2 protein-coding genes are annotated in these 23210 nt (G+C 73.6%); both read right to left on the reverse strand.

All coding sequences use genetic code 11. The annotated features are described in order from the left end of the window. Positions 1-14 precede the first annotated feature (14 nt). Positions 15-11111 (reverse strand): type I polyketide synthase, encoded by an 11097-nt coding sequence (locus ACZ6SA_RS47745; RefSeq protein ID WP_465835992.1) that lies wholly within the window; start codon positions 11109-11111, stop codon positions 15-17. Positions 11112-11357: 246 nt separating this feature from the next. Beyond that, positions 11358-23201, reverse strand: a complete 11844-nt coding sequence (locus ACZ6SA_RS47750) for an SDR family NAD(P)-dependent oxidoreductase (RefSeq protein ID WP_465835994.1) — start codon at positions 23199-23201, stop codon at positions 11358-11360. Between the last annotated feature and the right edge of the window lie 9 nt (positions 23202-23210).

Here is a 23210-nt window from a genome sequence, read left to right on the forward strand (position 1 = left end):
TCGGTGACGCCTGCTCAGGAGAGTCCGAGTTCGCTGTCGATGAAGTTGATGATCTCGTCGGCGGTCGCCGAGCTGAGCTGGCCCGCCACGTCCTCCGCGGCGGTGTCGGCCTCGTGGTGCCGTTCCTTCCACGAGAAGGCCAGCTGTTCGAGCCGGGAGGTGATCTCCCCTGCGGTGGCGCAGCCGGCCGCCATGACGGCCAGCCTGGCCTCGATCCGGTCGAGCTCCGCCAGGATCTGCTGCTCGGCGCTGTGGGCCGGCGGCGCCAGCTCCTCCAGCAGGTGCCCGGCGAGCGCGGCGGAGTTCGGGTAGTCGAACACCAGCGAGGCCGGCAGCCGCAACCCGGTGACCGTCTTCAGGCGGTTGCGCAGCTCCACGGCCGTCAGCGAGTCGAACCCGATCTCCTTGAACGCCCGCGCCGGTTCGACCGCCTCGGGCCCAGGGAAGCCGAGCACCGCGGCGACGTGGCCGCGTACCAGGTCGAGCAGCATCGGCAGCCGGTCGTCGTCGGGAAGGGCGGCCAGCCGGTCGGTGAGCGAGTCGGCCTGCGGCGCCTCGGCCGCCACCACCGCGCGGCGGGTGGCGATGCGGACCAGGCCGCGGAACATCGGGTGCCCGAAGCCCTTGGCCGCTCCCGCGCGCAGGACGGCGAGATCGAGGTTGATCGGTACGAGCGCCGCCTCGTCCACGCCCAGTGCCCGGTCGAGCAGCTCCAGGCCCTGGTCGACGCCGAGTGCTCCCATGCCGGACCGGCTGAGCCTGCCCAGGTCGGCCTCGTCGAGGTGCCCGGTCATGCCGCTGCCGCTCTGCGGCGTCCACAGGCCCCAGGCCAGGGACGTCGCGGCCAGGCCGCGGGCCCGGCGGTGCTGGGCGAGCGCGTCCAGGAACGTGTTCGCCGCCGCGTAGTTGCCCTGCCCCGGGCTGCCGAGCACGCCGGCCGCGCCCGAGTACAGGACGAACTGGGCCAGGTCGAGGTGCTCGGTCAGCTCGTGCAGGTTCACGGCCGCGTCCACCTTCGGGCGCAGCACGGCCGCGACCCGTTCCGGGGTGAGCGAGGAGATCATGCCGTCGTCGAGCACTCCCGCCGTGCTGACGACCCCGGTGAGCGGGTGCTCGGCGGGGATCGCCGCGAGCAGTCCGGCCAGGGCGTCGCGGTCGGCGGCGTCGCAGGCGACGATCCGTACGGCGGCGCCCAGCCCGGTCAGCTCCTCCTCCAGCGCCGCCGCGCCGTCGGCGGCGGGGCCACGCCGGCCGGCCAGCACCAGGTGCCGGACGCCGTGCTCGGTGACCAGGCGCCGGGCGGCCATGGCGCCGAGCGCGCCGGTCCCGCCGGTGACGAGCACGGTGCCGTCGGGGTCGAACGCGGGCGGCGCGGTCAGCACGACCTTGCCGATGTGGCGGGCCTGGGCGACGTGCCGGAACGCCTCGGGGGCGCGGCGCACGTCCCAGGTCCGCAGCGGCGGCAGGCGGAGCGCGCCGCGCTCGAACAGCTCGGCGATCTCCGCCAGGATCTCGCCGGTCCTGGACGGGTCGAGCAGGGTGAGGTCGAAGTTCTGGTAACGAACTCCGGGCAGGCCGTCGGGGTCGCGCACGTCCGTCTTGCCCATCTCGATGAAGCGCCCGCCGGGCCGCAGCAGGCCGAGCGAGGCGTCCACGAACTCTCCAGCGAGGGAGTTGAGCACGACGTCCACGCCCGCCTCGAAGGTCCGCGCGAACTCCAGCGTCCTGGAGGAGGCGATGCGCTCCGCCGGGACTCCCAGCTCGCGTACCGCGGGCCACTTGGGCTCGCTCGCGGTGCCGTACACCTCGGCGCCCAGGTGGTGGGCGAGCTGCACCGCGGCCATGCCGACACCGCCGGCGGCGGCGTGCACGAGCAGCGACTCGCCGGCCCTGAGACCGGCCAGGTCCACCAGGGCGTGGTAGGCGGTGACGAAGGCGATCGGCACGGACGCGGCCTGCGCGTACGACCAGTCGCCGGGGATGCGGGCGAGCATCCGGTGGTCGGCGACCGCCTGCTGGGCGAACCCGTCGATGATGCCCATCACCCGGTCTCCCGGCGCGAACGCGGTGACGTCGTCCGCCACTTCGATGACGACGCCGGCGCCCTCGCCGCCCATGGGCGCGTCGCCCGGGTACATGTCCAGGGCGATCAGCACGTCGCGGAAGTTCAACCCCATGGCCTGGGTGCTGATGCGCACCTGGCCGGGGGCGAGCGGCGCGACGGGCGCGGGCATCAGGTCGAGGTCGTCGACCGTGCCGCGGCTGGTCACGTCCAGCCGCCAGTTCGCCGCCCCGGCGGGCGGGACGAGCGCGCCGCCGCTGCCCGGACGGCCCAGGCGGGGCGCGTACGCGGTGCCCTTCCTGATCGCGAGCTGGGTCTCCCCCGTCGCGAGCGCGGCGGGCAGCGCACGGTACGACTCCGGGTCGCGGTCGAGGTCGGCGATGACGACCCGTTCGGGGGTCTCCGACTGCGCGGACCTGACCAGGCCCCAGACCGCGGCGTTGACCAGGTCCGCCACCTCGTCGTCCGCGGTGGCGCCGACCGCGCCGTGGGTGATGAGGACGAGCCTGGACGCCGGGTGGTCCTCGTCGGCCAGCCACGTCCGCAGCAGGTCGAGCACGTGGCAGGTCCGGTCGTGCACCGCCGCCGCCAGTTCGCCGCCGTGCCCGCCCTCCAGCGGTACGGCCACCCAGTCGGGCACCTGCCCGCCGGCGATCAGGTCGGCCACGGACCCGGTGGCAGTGAACTCGGCCACGGACCCGGTGGCAGTCAGGTCGGTGAGGGTGTCGGGCGCCTGCGGGGCGGCACCCGGCACCGCCAGGGCCGACGGGTCGCCGACGACCGCCCACCGCTGCTCCCCCGCGGGTTCGCCGGTGGGGACGGGCGCCCATTCGAGCGTGTAGAGCGCGTCGTCGTCCGCGACTCGCGCCGGCGTGCCGAGTTCGGCGGGCAGGGGGCGCAGGATCAGCGAGTCCACGTCGGCGACAGGGACGCCGGTGGTGTCGGTGACGGCCAGCGCCACGCGGTCGGCGTCGCGGGGCGTGAGCCGTACGCGGATCGACGCGGCGCCCGTCGCGTGCAGCCGCACGCCGGTCCAGGCGAACGGCATGCGCGGCCCGTCCTCCGCGGTGGCCGCGTTGAGCGCGACGGCGTGCAGGGCGGCGTCGAGCAGCGCGGGGTGCAGCCCGAACCCGCCGGTGCCGGTGTCGTCCGGCAGGGCGACCTCGGCGAACAGCTCCTCGTCGCGCCGCCAGACGGCCTTGAGCCCCTGGAAGATCGGTCCGTAGCCCAGGCCGACCTCGCCGAGCCAGCCGTACATGCCGTCCAGCGGGAGCGGCTGCGCGCCTTCGGGCGGCCATGCGGCCGTCTCCTGCGCGGGCGGTGGCGCGGTCACCGGGGCGAGCACGCCGGTGGCGTGGCAGGTCCACGGGTCGTCGGCGGTCCCGCCGTCGGGCCGGCTGTGCACGGTGAGCTGCCGCCGCCCGTCCTCACCGGCGGCGCCCACGGCCAGCTGCAGCTGGACGGCGCCGCGTTCGGGGACGATGAGGGGCGCCTGGATGGTCAGCTCTTCGAGGAGGCCGCAGCCGGCCTCGTCGCCTGCCCGGATGGCCAGGTCGACGAATGCCGTGCCGGGCAGCAGCACCTGCCCGTTGACCTTGTGGTCGGCCAGCCACGGGTGGGTCCTGAGCGACAACCTTCCGGTGAGCAGCACTCCGTCGGCGTCGGCCAGCGAGACGGCCGCGCCGAGGAGGGGGTGTCCGGCGGCGCCGAGCCCGGCCGCGCCGACGTCGCCCGCGACGACGGTGCGCTCCTCCAGCCAGAAGTGCTGGTGTTGGAAGGCGTAGGTGGGCAGGTCGATGATCCGCGGGCCGGACTCGGCGTAGGTTTGCGGCCAGTCGACGTCGACGCCGCGTACCCACAACTCGGCCGCACTCGACCACACCCGGGCAAGACCACCATCATCACGCCGCAACGTGCCACACACCACCACCTCCCCGCCCGCACGCTCAACCGTCTCCTGCACCGCCATCGTCAACACCGGATGCGCGCTGACCTCAACAAAAACCCCGAAGCCCTGCTCCGCCAGCGCACCCACCGACGGCTCCAACCACACCGTCCGCCGCAGGTTCTCATACCAGTACGAGGCATCCACCTCGCCCCCGGACAACCACTCCCGCCGCACCGTCGAGTACCACGCCACGTCGGCCTCACGGGGCGTCACCGGAGCCAGCAACCGGGCCAGCTCCCCCTCGATGGCCTCCACATGCGCCGAATGCGAGGCGTAATCCACCTCGATCCGCCTGGCCCGCACCCCCTCCGCCTCGCAATGCGCCAGCAGCTCGTCGATGGCGTCCACATCACCCGACACCACCGTCGAAGCGGGACCGTTCACCGCCGCAACCGACAGCCGGCCCTCCCAGCGGGACAGCAGCTCACCCACCTCCGCGGAGCCGAGCGCCACCGACGCCATGCCGCCGCGCCCGGCCAGCGCCACGATCGCCTGGCTACGCAGCGCCACCACCCGAGCGCCGTCCTCCAGCGACAACGCACCCGCCACCACCGCAGCCGCGATCTCCCCCTGCGAATGCCCGATCACCGCAGCCGGAACAACCCCCAGCGACCGCCACACCTCCGCCAAAGAGACCATCACCGCCCACAACACCGGCTGCACCACATCCACCCGGTCAAGACCAGGCTGGCCGTCCTCGCCACGCAACACACCCGTCAACGACCAGTCCACGAACGGAGCCAGCGCCGCCTCACACTCGGCCATCCGTGCCCCGAACACCGGCGAGGCGTCCAGCAACTCCACACCCATCCCCAGCCACTGCGACCCCTGGCCAGGGAAGACGAACACCGACTTGCCACCACCACCGGCGACGCCCTGCACCACACCCGAGACGGCGCCATCGGCCAGCTCACGCAGCCCGGCTATCAGCTCATCCCGATCAGCGCCCACCACCACCGCACGGTGATCGAACACCGACCGCGTAACCGCCAGCGAATGCGCCACATCCACCGGCCGCGCACCAGCGCCCGCACCGGCCCACTCACCGGCCACCGCATCAGCCAACCGGCCCGCCTGAGCCCGCAACGCCTCCGCACTACGACCCGACACCACCCACGGCACCACCGGCACCCCATCCACCGGCTCACTCACCGGCCCACTCACCGGCCCACTCACCGGCTCAGGTTCCTGCTCCGTGGCGGGCCCCTGCTCGATGATCACGTGGGCGTTGGTGCCGCTGATCCCGAACGACGAGACGGCCGCGCGGCGGGCGTGCCCGTTCTGCTGCCACGGCTGCGGCTCGGTCAGGAGCTCGACCGCGCCGGCCGACCAGTCCACGTGCGGCGACGGCTCATCCACGTGCAACGTCTTCGGCAACACCCCATGACGCAGCGCCATCACCATCTTGATCACACCAGCCACACCCGCAGCCGCCTGCGTATGACCGATGTTCGACTTCACCGACCCCAACCACAACGGCTCCCGCCGGTCCTGCCCATACGTCGCGATAACCGCCTGCGCCTCGATCGGATCACCCAACGTCGTCCCCGTGCCATGCGCCTCCACCACATCCACCTCAGCCGCCGACAGACCGGAATTCGCCAACGCCTGCCGAATCACCCGCTGCTGAGACGGACCATTCGGCGCCGTCAGACCATTACTCGCACCGTCCTGATTCACCGCACTGCCCCGCACCACGGCGAGCACCCGATGCCCCAGCCGCTCGGCATCCGACAGGCGCTCCACCAGCAACATCCCGACGCCTTCCGACAGGCCGAAGCCGTCCGCCGCGCCGGCGAAGGACTTGCACCTGCCGTCCCTGGCGAGCGCGCCCTGCAGGCTGAACCCGATGAACCCGACAGGGCTGCACATCACCGTCACGCCACCGGCCAGCGCGAGGTCGCAGTCGCCGTTCCGCAGCGCCTGCACGGCCAGGTGCAGCGCCACCAGCGACGACGAGCAGGCGGTGTCGACCGTCACGGCCGGACCTTCGAGGCCCAGCGTGTAGGCGACCCGTCCGGACACGATGCTGCTGAGCGTGCCGGTGACGAGGTGCCCCACCGATTCCAGCGGGATCTGGTCGGAGTTGCGGCCGTACTCCTCGTAGGCGGCGCCCACGAACACGCCGGTACGGGTGCCGCGCAGCGAGGCGGGGGCGATCCTGCCGTGCTCGATGGCCTCCCACGAGGCTTCGAGGAGGAGCCGCTGCTGCGGGTCCATGGCCAGGGCCTCACGCGGCGAGATCCCGAAGAACGCCGGGTCGAACTCGCCCGCGTCGTACACGAATCCGCCGTCCTGCGTGTACGAGGCGAGCGGCGCGTCCGGGTCGGGGTCGTAGATGCCCTCGACGTCCCAGCCGCGGTTGTCGGGGAGCGGGGAGATGGCGTCCCTGCCCTCGAAGACCAGCCGCCACAGGTCGTCGGCGTTGTGCACGCCGCCGGGCAGCCGGCAGGCCATCCCGACGATCACGATCGGGTCGTCGGCGACGGGGCCGCCCGCTCCGCTCGCGGGCACGATCTCGGCCTGCGTGCCGAGCAGCTCGTCGCGGACCAGGCTCGCGAGCACCTTGACGTTCGGGTAGTCGAAGATCACGGTCGCGGGCAGCCGGACGCCGAGTGCGGCGTTGAGCCGGCCGCGCAGCTCGACCGCCGTGACCGAGTCGAAGCCGAGGTCCTTGAAGGCCCGGTCCACCTCCACCTCGGCGGGGGCGTACCCGAGCACGGCGGCCACCTGCTCGCGCACCTGCTCCACCAGCAGGCGCTCGCGGTCCTCGTCGCTCATCGGCAGGAGGCGGGCGCGCAGTTCCGAGGACTCGGTGGTGGTCTCCGTCTCGTTCTCGCGGACCGCGAGGGCCTCGGGTACGCCGTCGAGCAGGGGGCGCGGCCGGGAGGCGGTGAAGACGGGGGTGAAGCGCGCCCAGTCGACGTCGGCGATGACGAGGTTGCCCTCGCCGTCGTCGAGCGCCTGCCGCAGGCCGTCGATGGCCATCGCGGGATCCATGAACGCGACGCCGGTCCTGCGGGCGTCCTCCTCGTCGAGGAGGGTGGTCATGCCGCCGCCCGCGGCGTCCCAGAAGCCCCAGGCCACGGCCGTGCCGGCGAGGCCGCGGCCGCGGCGGTGCGCGGCGAGCGCGTCGAGGTAGGCGTTGCCGGCGGCGTAGGCGCCGTTGTGCGCGCCGCCCCAGATGCCGGCGCCGGAGGAGAAGAGCACGAAGGCGTCGAGCGGGACGGTGAGGATCCGGTCCAGGTTGGCCGCTCCGGTGATCTTGGCCTGGGTTGCCCGGACCAGCTCGTCCGGCGTGAGCCCGGTGATCGTCTGGATGTGGGGCACGCCCGCCGTGTGGAAGACCGACCGGATGGTGTCGCCACCGTCCTCGACCTCGCGTACGAGTGCGGCGAGCGCGTCGCCGTCGGCCACGTCGCACTTGGCCACGGTCACCCGCGCGCCGAGCTCTTCCAGCTCGGACACCAGTTCGGCGGCTCCCGGCGCGTCGGCGCCGCGCCGGCTGGTGAGCACCAGGTGCCCGGCGCCGCCGCCGGCGAGCCAGCGCGCGACGTGCGCGCCGAGGCCGCCGGTGCCGCCGGTGATCAGTGCGCTGCCGCGCGGCCGCCAGCCCTCGGCGGGGCCGGTGCCCGTTCTGGGCGCCCTGGTGAGCCTGCGGGCGAAGACACCGGAGGCGCGGACGGCCACCTGGTCCTCGTCCTCGATGCCGGCGAGCACGGCCACCAGGCGGGCCGCCACCCGCTGGTCGATCGTCTCCGGCAGGTCGACGTGGCCGCCCCAGCGGCCAGGGTGCTCCAGGCCGAAGACGCGGGCGAGCCCGGCGACCGCGGCCTGTTCGGGGTCGCGCAGCAGGTCGACCCGGCTGACGCTCTCGGCGCCGTCGGTGGCGACCCAGAGCGGCGCGTCCACGCCGGCGTCGTCCATGGCCTGCATCAGCGCGAGCGTCTCGGCCGGGCCGCAGAAGAGGGACAGCACGCCGGCCGGCTGGTCGTCCTCGCGCAGCAGCGCGGCGAGGTCCTCCCTGCCGGCGGCACGGACCGTCACGCACCGGGCCCCGTGCCGTTCGAGCGCGTCGACGACGCAGCTCACCGCGTCGTCCGCGTCGCTGCCTGCGTCCCCGTCCGGGGTCCTGCCGGCCGGGACGACGACGCGCCACGTGCCGGACAGCGCGGGCGGTTTCCCGCCGGGAACGGTGAGGGGCGCCCAGGTGACGCGGTAGCGCCAGGAGTCGAGCACGTCCTGGTCGCGCCTGCGCCGCCGCCAGGATGACAGCGCCGGCAGGATCGCGGCCAGCGGGGAGCCGTCCTCGATGCCGAGCGTGGCGGCGAGGGCGGCCACGTCCTCCCGCTCGACCGCCGCCCAGAACTCGGGGTCGACGGAGTCCACGGCCGGCTGCTCCGCCGCGCCGGTGCCCGGCATGTACCAGAAACGCTTGCGCTGGAAGGCGTACGTGGGCAGGTCGACACGCCGGGGGCAGGCGTCGGCGAAGTAGGCGTTCCAGTCGACGGTGACGCCCCGGCAGTGCAGGTGGCCGAGCGCCTCCGCGAAGGCGCGGGCCTCGTCGCGGTCCTTGCGCGCGGCGGTGACGAAGGCCGCGGCGTCGTCGCCGTCGAGTGTCTGCCTGGCCAGGCTGGTCAGGGTCCCGTCGGGGCCGATCTCCACGAACACCGTGGCGCCGCCGGCGCGGGCGGCGGTGACGGCGTCGGCGAAGCGGACCGCCTGGCGTACGTGGTCGACCCAGTAGCGGGCGTCGGTGAGCTGCCCGGCCTCCGCCTTCCTGCCGGTGACGTCGGAGATGACGGGGATGGCGGGCTCGTGGTACGTGAGCGACCCGGCGACCTGCCCGAACTCCTCCAGCATCGGCTCGACCAGCGGCGAGTGGAAGGCGTGGGAGACGCGCAGCCGCCGGGTGCGCACCTGCCGCCCGGCGAGCGCTTCGGCGATCTCGTCGATGTCCGCCTCGGAGCCGGAGACGACAACCGCGCCCGGCGCGTTGACGGCGGCGATGCCGGTCCGGCCGGCGCGGCCCTCCAGCAGCGGCAGCACGTCCTCCTCGGGTGCGGCGACGGCGAGCATGGCGCCGCCCGCGGGCAGGGCCTGCATGAGCCGGGCGCGGGCGGCGACCAGCGTGCAGGCGTCGGGGAGCGAGAGCACGCCCGCCACGTGGGCGGCGGCGATCTCGCCGACCGAGTGCCCGGCGAGCACGTCGGCCTCGACGCCCAGCGAGGTCAGCAGCCGGTACAGCGCCACCTCGAAGGCGAACAGCGCGGGCTGGGTCATGCCCGTCTCGTCCAGCACGCCGTCGGGGTCGGTGAACATCACGTCCCTGATGGGGTGCGGCAGCAGCGGGTCGAGGACCTTGCAGACGTCCTCCAGCGCGTCGGCGAACACGGGGAACGTCTCGGCCAGCGCGGCGCCCATGCCGACCCGCTGGCTGCCCTGGCCGGCGAACAGGAAGGCGACCTTGCCGCCCGCCCCGGCGCCGGTGACGGTTCCCGGCGCGGCGGAGCCGCCGGCGAGGGCCAGGAGCCCGGCCATGAGCTCGTCCCTGCTCTCCCCCACGATGACCGCGCGCTGGTCCAGCGAGGCCCGGCCGGTGGCGAGCGACCAGCCCACGTCGGCGGGGCGCAGGTCCGGCCGCTCGTCCAGCCAGCCGGCCAGCCTCTCCGCCTGCGCGGCGAGCGCCTGCCGGTCGCGGGCGGAGACCGCCCACGGCACCAGCGGCAGGGCGAGCCCGGCGGCCTCCTGCTCGTCCTCGGCCGGCGCCTCCTCGATGATCAGGTGGGCGTTGGTGCCGCTGAAGCCGAACGCGGAGACGGCGGCGCGTCGGGGCGCCTCGTCCCGCTCCCATTCCCGGCCCTCGGTGAGCAGCTCGACCGCGCCGGCCGACCAGTCGACGTGCGTGGACGGCTCGTCCACGTGCAGCGTGCGCGGCAGCGTGGCGTTCCGCAGGGCCATCACCATCTTGATCACGCCGCCGACGCCCGCGGCGGCCTGCGCGTGGCCGATGTTCGACTTGAGCGAGCCCAGCCAGAGCGGCCGGCCGCCGTCACGGTCCTGCCCGTACGCGGTGATGAGCGCCTGCGCCTCGATCGGGTCGCCCAGGGTCGTGCCGGTGCCGTGTGCTTCGACGGCGTCGACCTGGGAGGCCGACAGTCCCGCGTTGGCCAGCGCCTGCCGGATCACCCGGACCTGGGAGGGCCCGTTCGGGGCGGACAGGCCGTTGCTGGCGCCGTCCTGGTTGACCGCGCTGCCCCGGATGACGGCCAGCACCTGGTGGCCGTTGCGCTGGGCGTCCGACAGCCGCTCGACCAGCAGCACGCCCACGCCCTCGCTCCAGCCTGTGCCGTCGGCGGAGTCGGCGAACGACTTGCACCGGCCGTCGGCGGACAGTCCGCGCTGCTGCGAGAACTCGATGAACGTGTTGGGGGTGGCCATGACGGTGACGCCGCCGGCCAGCGCCAGCGAGCACTCGCCGCGGCGCAGCGCCTGGACGGCGAGGTGCAGGGCCACCAGGGACGAGGAGCAGGCCGTGTCGATGGAGACCGCCGGCCCCTCCAGGCCGAGCGCGTACGAGACGCGACCGGAGATGACGCTGCCGAGCGCCTCGGCCCGGAAGTAGTCGTGGTACATGACGCCGGCGTAGACGCCGGTGCGGCTGCCGCGTACCGAGGCCGGGTCGATGCCGGCGCGTTCGAACGCCTCCCAGCACGACTCCAGGAACATCCGCTGCTGCGGGTCGGTCCCGAACGCCTCGCGCGGGGAGATGGCGAAGAAGCCGGCGTCGAAGTCGGCGGCGTCGTAGACGAAGCCGCCCTTGCGCGCCGTGGTCGTGCCGGGGTTGTCGGGGTCGGGGTGGTAGAGGTTCTCGCTCCAGCCCCGGTCGGTGGGGAACTCGGAGATCGCGTCGCCGCCGCCGTCGACGAGCCGCCACAGCTCCTCGGGCGAGGTGACCCCGCCGGGGTAGCGGCAGCTCATGCCGACGATCGCGATCGGCTCGTGCTCCCTGCCCTCGATCTCTCGCAGTTGCTGCCTGGTCTGGTGCAGGTCGGCCGTGACCCGCTTCAGGTAGCCCCGGAGCTTGTCTTCGTTTGCCATCAGAGCCTCCTGAGGGGGCCGTCGCCTTCAGGCGATGGAGGAATCGGAAGCCGGAGGGCCGCCAAGGCCCGAGCGTGGATTGGCAGAACCTCAGACATGGTCGCCACCTCCGGATAGGATTGAGCTTGTGCTTTCGGGCATCGGTCAGGGCTTGGCCGTCGTCTCCCGCGCGAGCGGGGCGAGAAGCTGCTCCCTTCATGGAGCGGAGGAGTCACCGAACTAGCCCTTCTCAGTCGCTGCGAAATATCAAGAGATCTCAAGCTCGTTGTCGATGAAGGCGAACATCTCGTCGTCGGAGGCGGACTCGATCTGGTCCACGACGTCGGATGTCCCGCCTGGGCCGTTGAGGCCGGACAGGAGCTCCTTGAGGCGCGTGGTGAGCCGGCTGCGCACCGTGCTGTCCTCGGCGAGTGTGGCGAGTGATTCTTCGATCTGGTCCAGCTCCGCGAAGAACCGCAGGATGCCGGCCTCCTCGTCCTTCGTCTCGGCGAAGTACCCCATGAGGTGCTCGGTCAGGGCGACCGGGGTGGGGTAGTCGAAGACGGCGGTGGCGGGGATCCGCAGCCCCGTGGCCTTGCCGAGCTGGTTGCGGAACTCGACCGCGGTCAGCGAGTCGAACCCGAGGTCCTGGAACGGGCGCTGGGGGTCGATCGCCGATCCGTCGCTGAAGCCCAGCACGGTGGCCGCCTGGCCGCGGACGATGTCCGCCAGCGCCGAGCGGCGCTCGTCGGGTTCCAGCGTGGCCAGCCGGTCGGCGAGCCCGTCGCCGGTGCCGGCCCGCCGTACGGAGGTCCTGGCGCTGGTGCGGGCCTGCACGAAGCGGGCGGGGATGAGCAGTGCCTTTCCTGCCGGTACGGCGGCGTCGAACAGGGTGAGTCCGTCGTCGGCGGACAGCGGCGCCAGCCCCATCCGCGCCAGCCTGCGCAGGTCGGCCTCGGACAGCTCGCCCGACATGCCGCCCTGCTCCCACAGCCCCCACGCCAGCGACGTCGCCGCCAGCCCTTCGGCGGCCCGCAGCTGGGCGAGCCCGTCGAGGAAGGCGTTCGCCGCCGCGTAGTTGCCCTGACCCGCTCCCCCCAGCACGCCCGCCATCGACGAGAACAACACGAACGCCGACAAGTCCAGACCACGCGTCAGCTCGTGCAGATGCCAGGCCGCATCCGCCTTCGGCCCCAGCACCCGGTCCAGCCGCTCACCCGACAACGACGTGACCACGCCGTCGTCCAGCACGCCCGCCGTGTGCACCACACCCGCCAGCTCGTCCACGCCCTCCAGCAGCCGGGCGAGCGCGTCGCGGTCGGCCACGTCGCACGCGGCCACGTCCACCTCGGCACCCAGTTCGGACAGCTCCGCGGCCAGGTCGGCCGCGCCAGGCGCGTCCGCCCCGCGCCTGCTGACCAGCAACAGCCGCCTGACCTCGTGCTCGGTGACCAGATGGCGCGCCACCAGCGCACCCAGCCCACCCGTACCGCCCGTGATCAGCACCGTTCCGTCAGGTCCGAACACCGGCTCCGGCTCCGCCAGGTCCGCGGCCCTGCCGAGCCGCGGCGCAAGCAGCTCACCGCCCCTGATCGCCAGTTGCGGCTCCCCGGTGGCCAGCGCCTGGCCGACCACCGCCGGGTCCAGCCGGTCGGTGTCCGCGTCGCCGTCGAGGTCCAGCAGCACGAACCTGCCGGGCTGCTCCGCCTGCGCGGCCCTGACGAGCCCGCCCACCGCCGCGTGGGCGAGGTCGGGACGCTCGCCGGGGGCGGTGGCGACGGCGCCACGCGTGAGGATGACCAGCCGCGCCGATTCGAGCTGCTCCTCGGCCAGCCAGCTCTGCAGCAGTTCGAGGGTCTCGTGCGTCGCGGCGTGGTGGTCCCCGGCCGGGCAGCGGACCAGGACGGCCTCGGGCAGGTCGGCCGGGTCGTGCAGCGAGCCGAGGGTGGCCGCGTCCGGGTAGGTCGCCGCGCCGGTGCCGAGGTCGTCGGCGCCGAGCAGCGCCCACCTGACCGTCTCCTGCGCGGGCTCGCCGGTGACGGGCGTCCACTGGATCTCGTGGAGTGCGCCCCTGTTCGTGCCGCCCAGTCGCGCGGCGGCCAGGGGGCGCAGGGAAAGGTTGTCGACGACGGCGACCGGCGCGCCCAGCTCGTCGGCGATGGCCAGCGTGACGGCGCTCCCACCGGCGTTGGCGAGCCTGACGCGCAGGCTCGTCGCCCCTGCCGCGTGCAGGGACACGCCCGACCAGGCGAACGGCAGGTACGGCCGTCCGGGCTCCGGCCGGGGCAGCAGGCCGCCCAGCGCGGTGGCGTGCAGCGCGGCGTCCAGCAGCGCGGGGTGCAGCCCGAACCGGCCGGCATCCGCGTGCGCCTCCTCGGGCAGGACGATCTCGGCGAACACCTCGCCGCGCCGCTCCCAGGCGCTGGTCAGCCCCTGGAACGTCGACCCGTAGTCGAGCCCGATCGCCACCATGTCGTCGTAGAGGTCATGGACGGCGACCGGCTGGGCGCCCGCGGGCGGCCACTGCGCGAGATCGACGTCGGGCTCCGGCACGGTCGCCGTGAGGGTGGCCTGCGCGTGCTGGGTCCACTCGGTGGAGTCCTGCGCCCGCGAGTGGATGGCCAGCGCCCGCCGGCCCGGCTCCTCGGTGGCCGTGGACACCAGCTGGAGCTGCACGCCGCCGTCCTCGGGCACCACCAGCGGGGACTGGAGGGTGAGCTCCTGCAGGTGCGGGCAGCCGCTCTCGTCCCCGGCCCGGACGGCGAGCTCCACCAGCGCCGTGCCCGGCACGATGACGCTGCCGCCGACCACGTGGTCGGCCAGCCAGGGGTGCGTGGCGACCGACAGCCGCCCGCTGAAGATCACCGTCTCGCCGCCGGCCACCTCGGTCGCCGCGCTGAGCAGCGGGTGCTCGACGGCTCCCAGGCCCGCGGTGGTGACGTCGCCGGTGCCGGGTCCCGGCCGGAGCCAGAAGTGCTCGTGCTGGAAGGCGTAGGTGGGCAGATCCACGCGGGACGGGCGCGCCGCCGCGAAGTACGCCGCCCAGTCGACGGTGACGCCGTGCGCGTGCATCCGGCCCAGCGCCTGGACGAACGTGCCCGCCTCGGGCCGGTCCTTGGCCCTCGTGCTGACGAAGGTCTCGTCTCCCGTGAGGGTCTGCTGGGCGAGCCCGGTCAGCGTGGTGTCGGGGCCGAGCTCGACGAAGACGGTGGCTCCGGCCGTACGGGCGGCGGCGACGCCGTCGGCGAACCGGACGGCTCCGCGTACGTGCTCGACCCAGTAGGACGGGTCGGTCAGCCGGCCGGGCTCGGCCAGGCGGCCGGTCACGTTGGAGACGACCGGGGTCGTGGGCTCGTGGAAGGTGATGCCGCCGATCGCCTCGGCGAACTCGGCGAGCATCGGCTCCATCAGCGGCGAGTGGAAGGCGTGCGAGACCCGCAGCCGCCGGGTGCGCGCCTCCGTCCGGCTCTCGATCTCCGTGATGGCCGCCTCGTCACCCGAGACCACCACCGCCGCCGGACCGTTGACCGCCGCGATGCCGGCGCGGTCCTCGTACCCGTCGAGCAGCGGCAGGACGTCCGCCTCCGGGGCGGCGACCGCCAGCATCGCGCCACCGGCGGGCAGCGCCTGCATCAGGCGGGCGCGGGCCGCGACCAGCGTGCAGGCGTCCTCCAGCGAGAACACCCCCGCCACGTGGGCGGCCGCGATCTCGCCGACCGAGTGCCCGGCCAGCACCGCGGGCGCGACGCCCAGCGATTCCAGCAACCGGTACAGGGCGACCTCGAAGGCGAACAGCGCCGGCTGGGTCATGCCCGTCTCGTCCAGCACCTCGGCGGGGCCGCCGGCCATGGTCGCCCGCAGCGGGTGCGGCAGCAGCGGGTCGATCACCCGGCAGATGTCGTCCAGCGCCTGCGCGAAGACCGGGAACGCGTCGGCGAGTTCCCGTCCCATGCCGACCCGCTGGCTGCCCTGGCCGGCGAACAACATCGCCGCCTTGGCCCTCGACCGGGCCAGGCCGGTCTCGACCGCCGGCTCGCCGTGCCTGCCGTCGGCCACCGCCGCCAGCGCCGCCAGCAGCTCGGCGCGGTCCGCGCCGGCGACGACCGCACGGTGCTCCAGCACCGCCCTGCCCGTCGCGAGCGACCAGCCGACGTCGGCCACGTCCAGGTCCCGGCGCGACTCCATCCAGGTGCGCAACCGTGCCGCCTGCGCCGCCAGCGCCTCCTCGCTCCTGCCGGACAACACCCACGGCACCACCGGCAGCTCGGCCGCCGGCTCGGGCACCTGCTCCGGCTCGGCCGGCGACTCCTCCAGCACGACGTGCGCGTTGGTGCCGCTGATGCCGAAGGAGGAGACGGCGGCGCGTCGGGGCGCCTCGTCGCGCTCCCACGGCCGGGCCTCGGTGAGCAGCTCGACCGCGCCGGCCGACCAGTCCACGTGCGTGGACGGCTCGTCCGCGTGCAGGGTCCGCGGCAGCTCGCCGTTCCGCAGGGCCATGACCATCTTGATGACGCCCGCGACTCCGGCGGCGGCCTGCGCGTGGCCGATGTTGGACTTGATCGACCCCAGCCACACCGGCCGGTCCTCGGCGCGGTCCTGCCCGTACGTGGCCAGGATCGCCTGCGCCTCGATCGGGTCGCCCAGGGTCGTGCCGGTGCCGTGCGCCTCGACCGCGTCCACGTCGGCCGCCGACAGGCCGGCGTTGGCCAGCGCCTGCCGGATCACCCGCTGCTGCGAGGGCCCGTTCGGGGCGGTCAGGCCGTTGCTGGCGCCGTCCTGGTTGACCGCGGAGCCGCGCACCACGGCGAGCACCTGGTGCCCGTTGCGCCGCGCGTCCGACAGCCGCTCCACCAGCAGCACGCCCGAGCCCTCCGAGAGCCCGACGCCGCCTTCCGACTCGGCGAACGCCCGGCACCTGCCGTCGACGGACAGGTTGCGCTGCCGGGAGAACTCGATGAACGTCCACGGCGTCGCCATCACCGTCACGCCGCCGGCCAGGGCGAGGTCGCAGTCGCCGGACCGCAGTGCCTGCACCGCCAGGTGCAGCGCCACGAGCGACGACGAGCACGCCGTGTCCACGGTCATCGCCGGACCTTCGAGCCCGAAGACGTACGACACGCGGCCGGAGGCGACGCTGCCGGAGTTGCCGGTGCCGATCAGCCCTTCGAGCTGGTCGGGCACGGAGGACAGCTGGCTGGCGTAGTCGTGGTACATGACGCCGGCGAACACGCCGGTCCTGCTGCCGCGCAGCGCGGTCGGGTCGATCCCGGCCCGTTCGATCGCCTCCCACGACGTCTCCAGGAGCAGCCGCTGCTGCGGGTCCATGGCCAGGGCCTCGCGCGGGCTGATCCCGAAGAAGCCCGGGTCGAACTCGCCCGCGTCGTGCAGGAAACCGCCGTGCCGGGAGTAGGAGGTGCCGCGGTTGCCGGGCTCGGGGTCGTACAGCGTGTCCAGGTCCCAGCCGCGGTCGGCGGGGAACTCGGAGATCGCGTCGCCCCCTTGGGCGAGCAGCCGCCACAGTTCCTCAGGGGATTCGACGCCGCCGGGGAAGCGGCAGGCCATGCCGACGATCGCGATCGGCTCGTCGTCGGCCGCCGTGTTCCGCGCCTGGACGGCGCTCTCCTGCGTGCCGAGGAGCTCGCCTGCCAGGTAGCGGACGAGCGCCTCCGGGGTCGGATAGTCGAAGATCAGGGTGGCGGGGAGCCGCAGGCCCGTGACCGCGTTGAGCCGGTTGCGGAACTCGACCGCCATCAGCGAGTCGAATCCCAGCTCCTGGAAGGGCATCCCGTCGTCGACCGCCGACGGGTCGGCCAGGCCGAGCACCACGGCGACCTGGGAGGCGACGAGATCCCGCAGCGCGGCCTGCTGCCCGGCCGGCGGCAGGGCAGCCAGCTGCTGCTTGAGCGTGGCCGCGGCCTCCGACGCGGCGGTCACCACGCGCCTGCCGGACCCGGAGACCAGGCCGCGCAGCAGCGGGGGAACGGCGTCGGCCTGGGCGCCCATGGCCTTGATGTCGAGGTGCGCGGGGACCAGCAGGGCGCGGTCGTGCCGGAGCGCGGCGTCGAACAGGGCGAGCCCGTCGTCGGCGGACAGCGGCGTCACGCCCATCCGCGCCAGCCTGCGCAGGTCGGCCTCGGACAGCTCGCCCGTCATGCCGCCCTGCTCCCACAGCCCCCACGCCAGCGACGTCGCCGCCAGCCCTTCGGCGGCCCGCAGCTGGGCGAGCCCGTCGAGGAAGGCGTTCGCCGCCGCGTAGTTGCCCTGACCCGCTCCCCCCAGCACGCCCGCCATCGACGAGAACAACACGAACGCCGACAAGTCCAGACCACGCGTCAGCTCGTGCAGATGCCAGGCCGCATCCGCCTTCGGCCCCAGCACCCGGTCCAGCCGCTCACCCGACAACGACGTGACCACGCCGTCGTCCAGCACGCCCGCCGTGTGCACCACGCCCACCAGCGAGTCCGCGACCGAGGTGATCACTCCGTAGAGCGCCTCGCGGTCGGCCACGTCGCAGGCCGCCACGTCCACCCGGGCGCCCAGCTCCGACAACTCCGCCACCAGCTCGGCCGCGCCGGGCGCCTCCGCCCCGCGCCTGCTGACCAGCAACAGCCGCCTGACCTCGTGCTCGGTGACCAGATGGCGCGCCACCAGCGCACCCAGCCCACCCGTACCGCCGGTGATCAGCACGGTCCCGCCCGCGCCGAACGCGGGCCGCCCCTCACCGCTCGGCACGGTCCGGCTCAGCCTCGGCACCCACACCTGGCCGTCGCGCACGGCCAGCTGCGGCTCGTCCGAAGCCAGAGCCTCGCCGACCGCGTCGCCGTCCGCGTCGCCGTCGAGGTCCAGCAGCACGAACCTGCCGGGCTGCTCCGCCTGCGCGGCCCGCACGAGCCCCCACACGGCGGCCTGATGCACATCCTGTACGGGCGCGTCACCGGCGGGCACGGCGCCCCGGGTGACCACGACCAGCCGCGACGCGGCGAACCGGTCGTCGGCCAGCCACTCCTGCAGCGCCGCCAGCACGTCGTGGACGGCCAGGCGGGAGCCGGCGGGCGCTTCGATCAGCACGCGCTCGGGAACCGTCGCGGCTCCGGCCAGCGCCGCCAGGCTGGAGACGAACTCGTGGCCCGCCTCGGCCGCGTCGTTCTGCGGCAGCCTCACCCAGTCGAGCTGGAACAGCTTGTCGCGATGCTTTCTCGTGCCGGAGCCGTCCTGCGGCCCGACCGGCACCGGGCGGGCGGCCAGAGCGCCGATCGTGGCCACGGCCAGCCCTTCGGTGTCCATCAGCGTCACGGAGACCGCTCCCTGGCCGGCCGGGGAGATCCGCACGCGCAGTCTCGTCGCCCCGGACGCGTGCAGCGCCACATCGCTCCAGGCGAACGGCAGGTACGGCCTGCCGGGCTCGGGATCGGCCAGGAACCCGCCGAGGGAGATCGCGTGCAGGGCGGCGTCGAACAGTGCTGGATGCAGCCCGTACCCGCCGGCGTCGGTGTCGTCCGGCAGCGCCACCTCGGCGAAGACGTCGTCGCCCCGCCGCCAGGCCGCCCGCAGCCCGCGGAACGTCGTGCCGTAGTCGAGGCCCATGCCGGCGAGGTCGTCGTAATGCTCGTCCAGGGCCACGGCCCGCGCCTGCTCCGGCGGCCAGGTGCCGACCGGCTCAGGGACCGCCGCATCGGCCGCGGCGAGCACGCCCGCGGCGTGCCGCACCCAGTCGGTCTCGTCCTGGATCCGCGAGTAGATGCCGAGCTGCCGCCGCCCGTCCTCGTCCGGTGCGCCCACGGCCAGCTGCAGCTGGACCGCTCCTGGCTCGGGGACGATGAGCGGCGCCTGGATGGTCAGCTCTTCGAGGAGGCCGCAGCCGGCCTCGTCGCCTGCCCGGATGGCCAGCTCGACGAGGGCCGCGCCGGGGAGGAACACCTGCCCGTTGACCTTGTGGTCGGCCAGCCACGGGTGGGTGGCGACGGACACGCGGCCGGTGAGCACGACCTCTCCACCGGCGGCCAGGCCGGTGAACGCGCCGAGCAGCGGGTGGCCGGTGGCCTCGAGTCCGAGGCTGGCCGCGTCGCCCGCGCCCGCCGAGCCTTGCAGCCAGTAGCGCTGGTGTTGGAAGGCGTAGGTGGGCAGGTCGATGATCTGCGGGCGGGACTCGGCGTAGGTTTGCGGCCAGTCGATGTCGACGCCGTGGACCCACAACTCGGCCGCGCTGGACCACAACCGGCGCAGGCCGCCGTCGTCGCGGCGCAGCGTGCCGACGGACACCGCCTCGACGCCCGACTCCTCCAGCGTCTCCCGCATGCCGATCTGCAACACGGGATGCGCACTGGCCTCCACGAAGAACCGGTGACCCGCCTCCGCCAGAGCACTCACCGCCGGAGCGAACCACACCGTCTGCCGCAAATTCTCATACCAGTACGCGGCATCGACCTCGGTTCCGGCCAACCACCCCCGCCGCACCGTCGAATACCACGCCACCCCGGCCTCACGCGGCCTCACCGGAGCCAGCAACCGCGCCAGCTCCTCCTCAATGGACGCAACGTGCGCCGAATGCGAGGCATAATCCACCTCGATCCGCTTGGCCCGCACCCCCTGCCCCTCACAATGAGCCAGCAGCTCATCGATCGCATCCACATCGCCCGACACCACCGTCGAAGCAGGACCATTCACAGCAGCAACCGACAACCGGCCGTCCCAACGCGCCAGCAGCTCACCCACCTCACCCGAGCCGAGCGGCACCGACGCCATACCACCACGCCCAGCCAGAGCCACGATCGCCTGACTACGCAACGCCACCACCCGAGCGCCGTCCTCCAACGACAACGCCCCCGCCACCACCGCAGCCGCGATCTCCCCCTGCGAATGCCCGACCACCGCCGCCGGAACCACACCGACAGACCGCCACACCTCCGCAAGCGACACCATCACCGCCCACAACACCGGCTGCACCACATCCACCCGGTCAAAACCAGGCTGGCCGTCCTCACCCCGCAACACACCCGTCAACGACCAATCCACAAACCGAGCCAGCACCGCCTCACACTCAGCCATCCGCGCCGCGAACACCGGCGAACACTCCAGCAACTCCACACCCATCCCCAGCCACTGCGACCCCTGACCAGGGAACACGAACACCGACTTACCACCACCACCGGCGACACCCTGCACCACACCCGACGCGACGCCATCGGCCAGCTCACGCAACCCCGCCACCAGCTCATCCCGGCCAGCACCCACCACCACCGCACGGTGATCGAACACCGACCGCGACACCACCAGCGAATGCGCCACATCCACCAGCGGCGCCCTCTCACCGGCCCACTCACCGGCCACCGCATCAGCCAACCGGCCCGCCTGAGCCCGCAACGCCTCCGCACTACGACCCGACACCACCCACGGCACCACCGGCACCCCATCCACCGGCCCATCCACCGGCCCACTCACCGGCTCGACCTCGATCTCGGCGACCGGGGACTCCTCGATCACGATGTGCGCGTTCGTACCGCTCACGCCGAAGGAGGAGACGGCGGCGCGGCGGGGACGGTCGTGGCGATCCCACTGCCGGGACTCCGCCAGGAGCTCGACCGCGCCGGCCGACCAGTCCACGTGCGGCGACGGCTCATCCACGTGCAACGTCTTCGGCAACACCCCATGACGCAGCGCCATCACCATCTTGATCACACCAGCCACACCCGCAGCCGCCTGCGTATGACCGATGTTCGACTTCACCGACCCCAACCACAACGGCTCCCGCCGGTCCTGCCCATACGTCGCGATAACCGCCTGCGCCTCGATCGGATCACCCAACGTCGTCCCCGTGCCATGCGCCTCCACCACATCCACCTCAGCCGCCGACAGACCGGAATTCGCCAACGCCTGCCGAATCACCCGCTGCTGAGACGGACCATTCGGCGCCGTCAGACCATTACTCGCACCGTCCTGATTCACCGCACTGCCCCGCACCACGGCGAGCACCTGGTGCCCGTTACGTTCCGCGTCGGACAGCCGCTCCACCAGCAGTACGCCGACGCCCTCGCCCCAGCCGGTGCCGTCGGCGTCGGCGGAGAACGCCCTGCACCGGCCGTCGGGGGACAGGCCGCGCTGCCGCGAGAACTCCACGAAGGTGCCGGGCGTGGCCATCACGGTCACGCCGCCGGCCAGTGCCATGTCGCACTCGCCCGACCGCAACGCCTGCGCCGCCCAGTGCAGGGCGACGAGAGAGGAGGAGCAGGCGGTGTCCACGGTCACCGCAGGGCCTTCGAGCCCGAAGGTGTACGACAGGCGACCGGACACGACGCTGCCGGAGTTCCCGGTGGCGATGAGCCCTTCCAGCTCCGTGGGCACGGTGGTGAGGTGGGCCGCGTAGTCGTGGTACATGACGCCCGCGAACACGCCGGTCCTGCTGCCGCGCAGCGCCGCGGGGTCGATGCCGGCCCGCTCGATCGCCTCCCACGACGTCTCCAGCAGCAGCCGCTGCTGCGGGTCCATGGCCAGGGCCTCACGCTGCGAGATCCCGAAGAACGCCGGGTCGAACTCGGCCGCGTCGTGCAGGAAACCGCCCTGCTTCGTGTACGTGGTGCCGGAATTGTCGGGGTCCGGGTGGTACAGCCGGTCCAGGTCCCACCCGCGGTCCCCGGGGAACTCGCCGATCGCATCCGTACCGGCGCTCACCAGCTGCCAGAGGTCCTCCGGCGAGAGCACGCCGCCCGGGTACCGGCAGGCCATGCCGACGATCGCGATGGGCTCGTCGTTCAGCGGCGTCGTGGCCGCGGTGACGACCGTCGCCTCGGCCCCGGCTCCCGTGAGCTCCGTCTCCAGGTAGTCGGCGACGGCTCGTGCGTTGGGGTAGTCGAAGACGAGCGTGGCGGGGAGCCGCAGCCCGGTGCCCGAGTTGAGCTGGTTACGGAGTTCGACGGCCGTGAGGGAGTCGAAGCCGAGCTCCTGGAAGGCGCGGTCGGGCTCCACGGCGTCCATGGAGGCGTGACCGAGAACCCTGGCCACCTCCTGGCGGACCAGCTCCAGCAGCACCTTGCCGCGCTCGGCCGCCTCCAGCCCGGCGAGCCGGCGGGCCAGCCCGGACCCGGCCGCGCGGGTCACCTGGCGTGCCGATCCGCGTACCAGGCCGCGGAGCAGCGCGGGAAGCTCCGTACCCCGGCCGCGCAGCGCCGCGGCATCGACCCGCAGCGGCACCAGCGCCGCCGCGTCCGAACCCGACCCCGCATCGAACGACGCCAGCGCCTCGTCCACCATCAGCGCCGGCAGGCCCTGGCGCCGCATCCGCTCGAAGTCGGCCTCGCTCAGCCAGGCGCTCAGCCCGGTGTCGGTGTCCCACAGCCCGAACGCCAGCGACGTCGCCACCAGCCCCGAAGACCGCCGGTGCACCGCGAGGGCGTCGAGGAACACGTTCGCCGCCGCATAGTAGGCCTGCCCTGCCGCCAGGACGGAACCGCCCGCGGACGAGAACAGCACGAACGCCGACAGGTCCAGGTCACGGGTGAGCTCGTGCAGGTGCCACGCCGCGTCCGCCTTCGGCCCCAGCACCCCGTCAAGGCGCTCCACCGACAGCGACCCCACCAGCCCGTTGTCGCCCACGCCTGCGGCGTGGACCACGCCGCGCAGCGCGCGCTCCTCGGGGATGGAGGCGATCAGCGCGGCGAGCGCGTCACGGTCGGCCACGTCGCACGCGGCCACGTCCACCTCGGCGCCCAGCTCCGAGAGCTCGGTCACCAACTCGGCCGCGCCGGGCGCCTCGGGGCCGCGCCGGCTGACCAGCAGCAGGTGCCGTACGTCGTGCTCGGTGACCAGGTGGCGGGCCACCAGCGCGCCCAGCCCACCGGTCCCGCCGGTCACCAGCACGGTGCCGTCGGGGCCGAACACTGGCTCGCGCTGCTCCAGGCCCCTGACCCGGTTCAGTCTCGGCACCAGCACCCGGCCGTCCCGGACCGCGGACTCCGGCTCACGCGAAGCGACCACCGATCCGACGGCGGCCCACGACTCGGCGCTGCCGTCCACGTCCACCAGCACGAACCGGCCCGGGTTCTCCGCCTCGGCCGCCCGTACCAGCCCCCACACCGGAGCCGCCGACACGTCAACCCGATCGCCGTCGCCAACGGCCACCCCACCCCG

This window comes from Nonomuraea sp. NPDC049378 (assembly GCF_055586745.1).

Bases quoted from the DNA above. Each gene is read 5' to 3' on its own strand.
- ACZ6SA_RS47745 (WP_465835992.1), bottom strand. From the start codon at position 11,111: ATGGCAAACGAAGACAAGCTCCGGGGCTACCTGAAGCGGGTCACGGCC.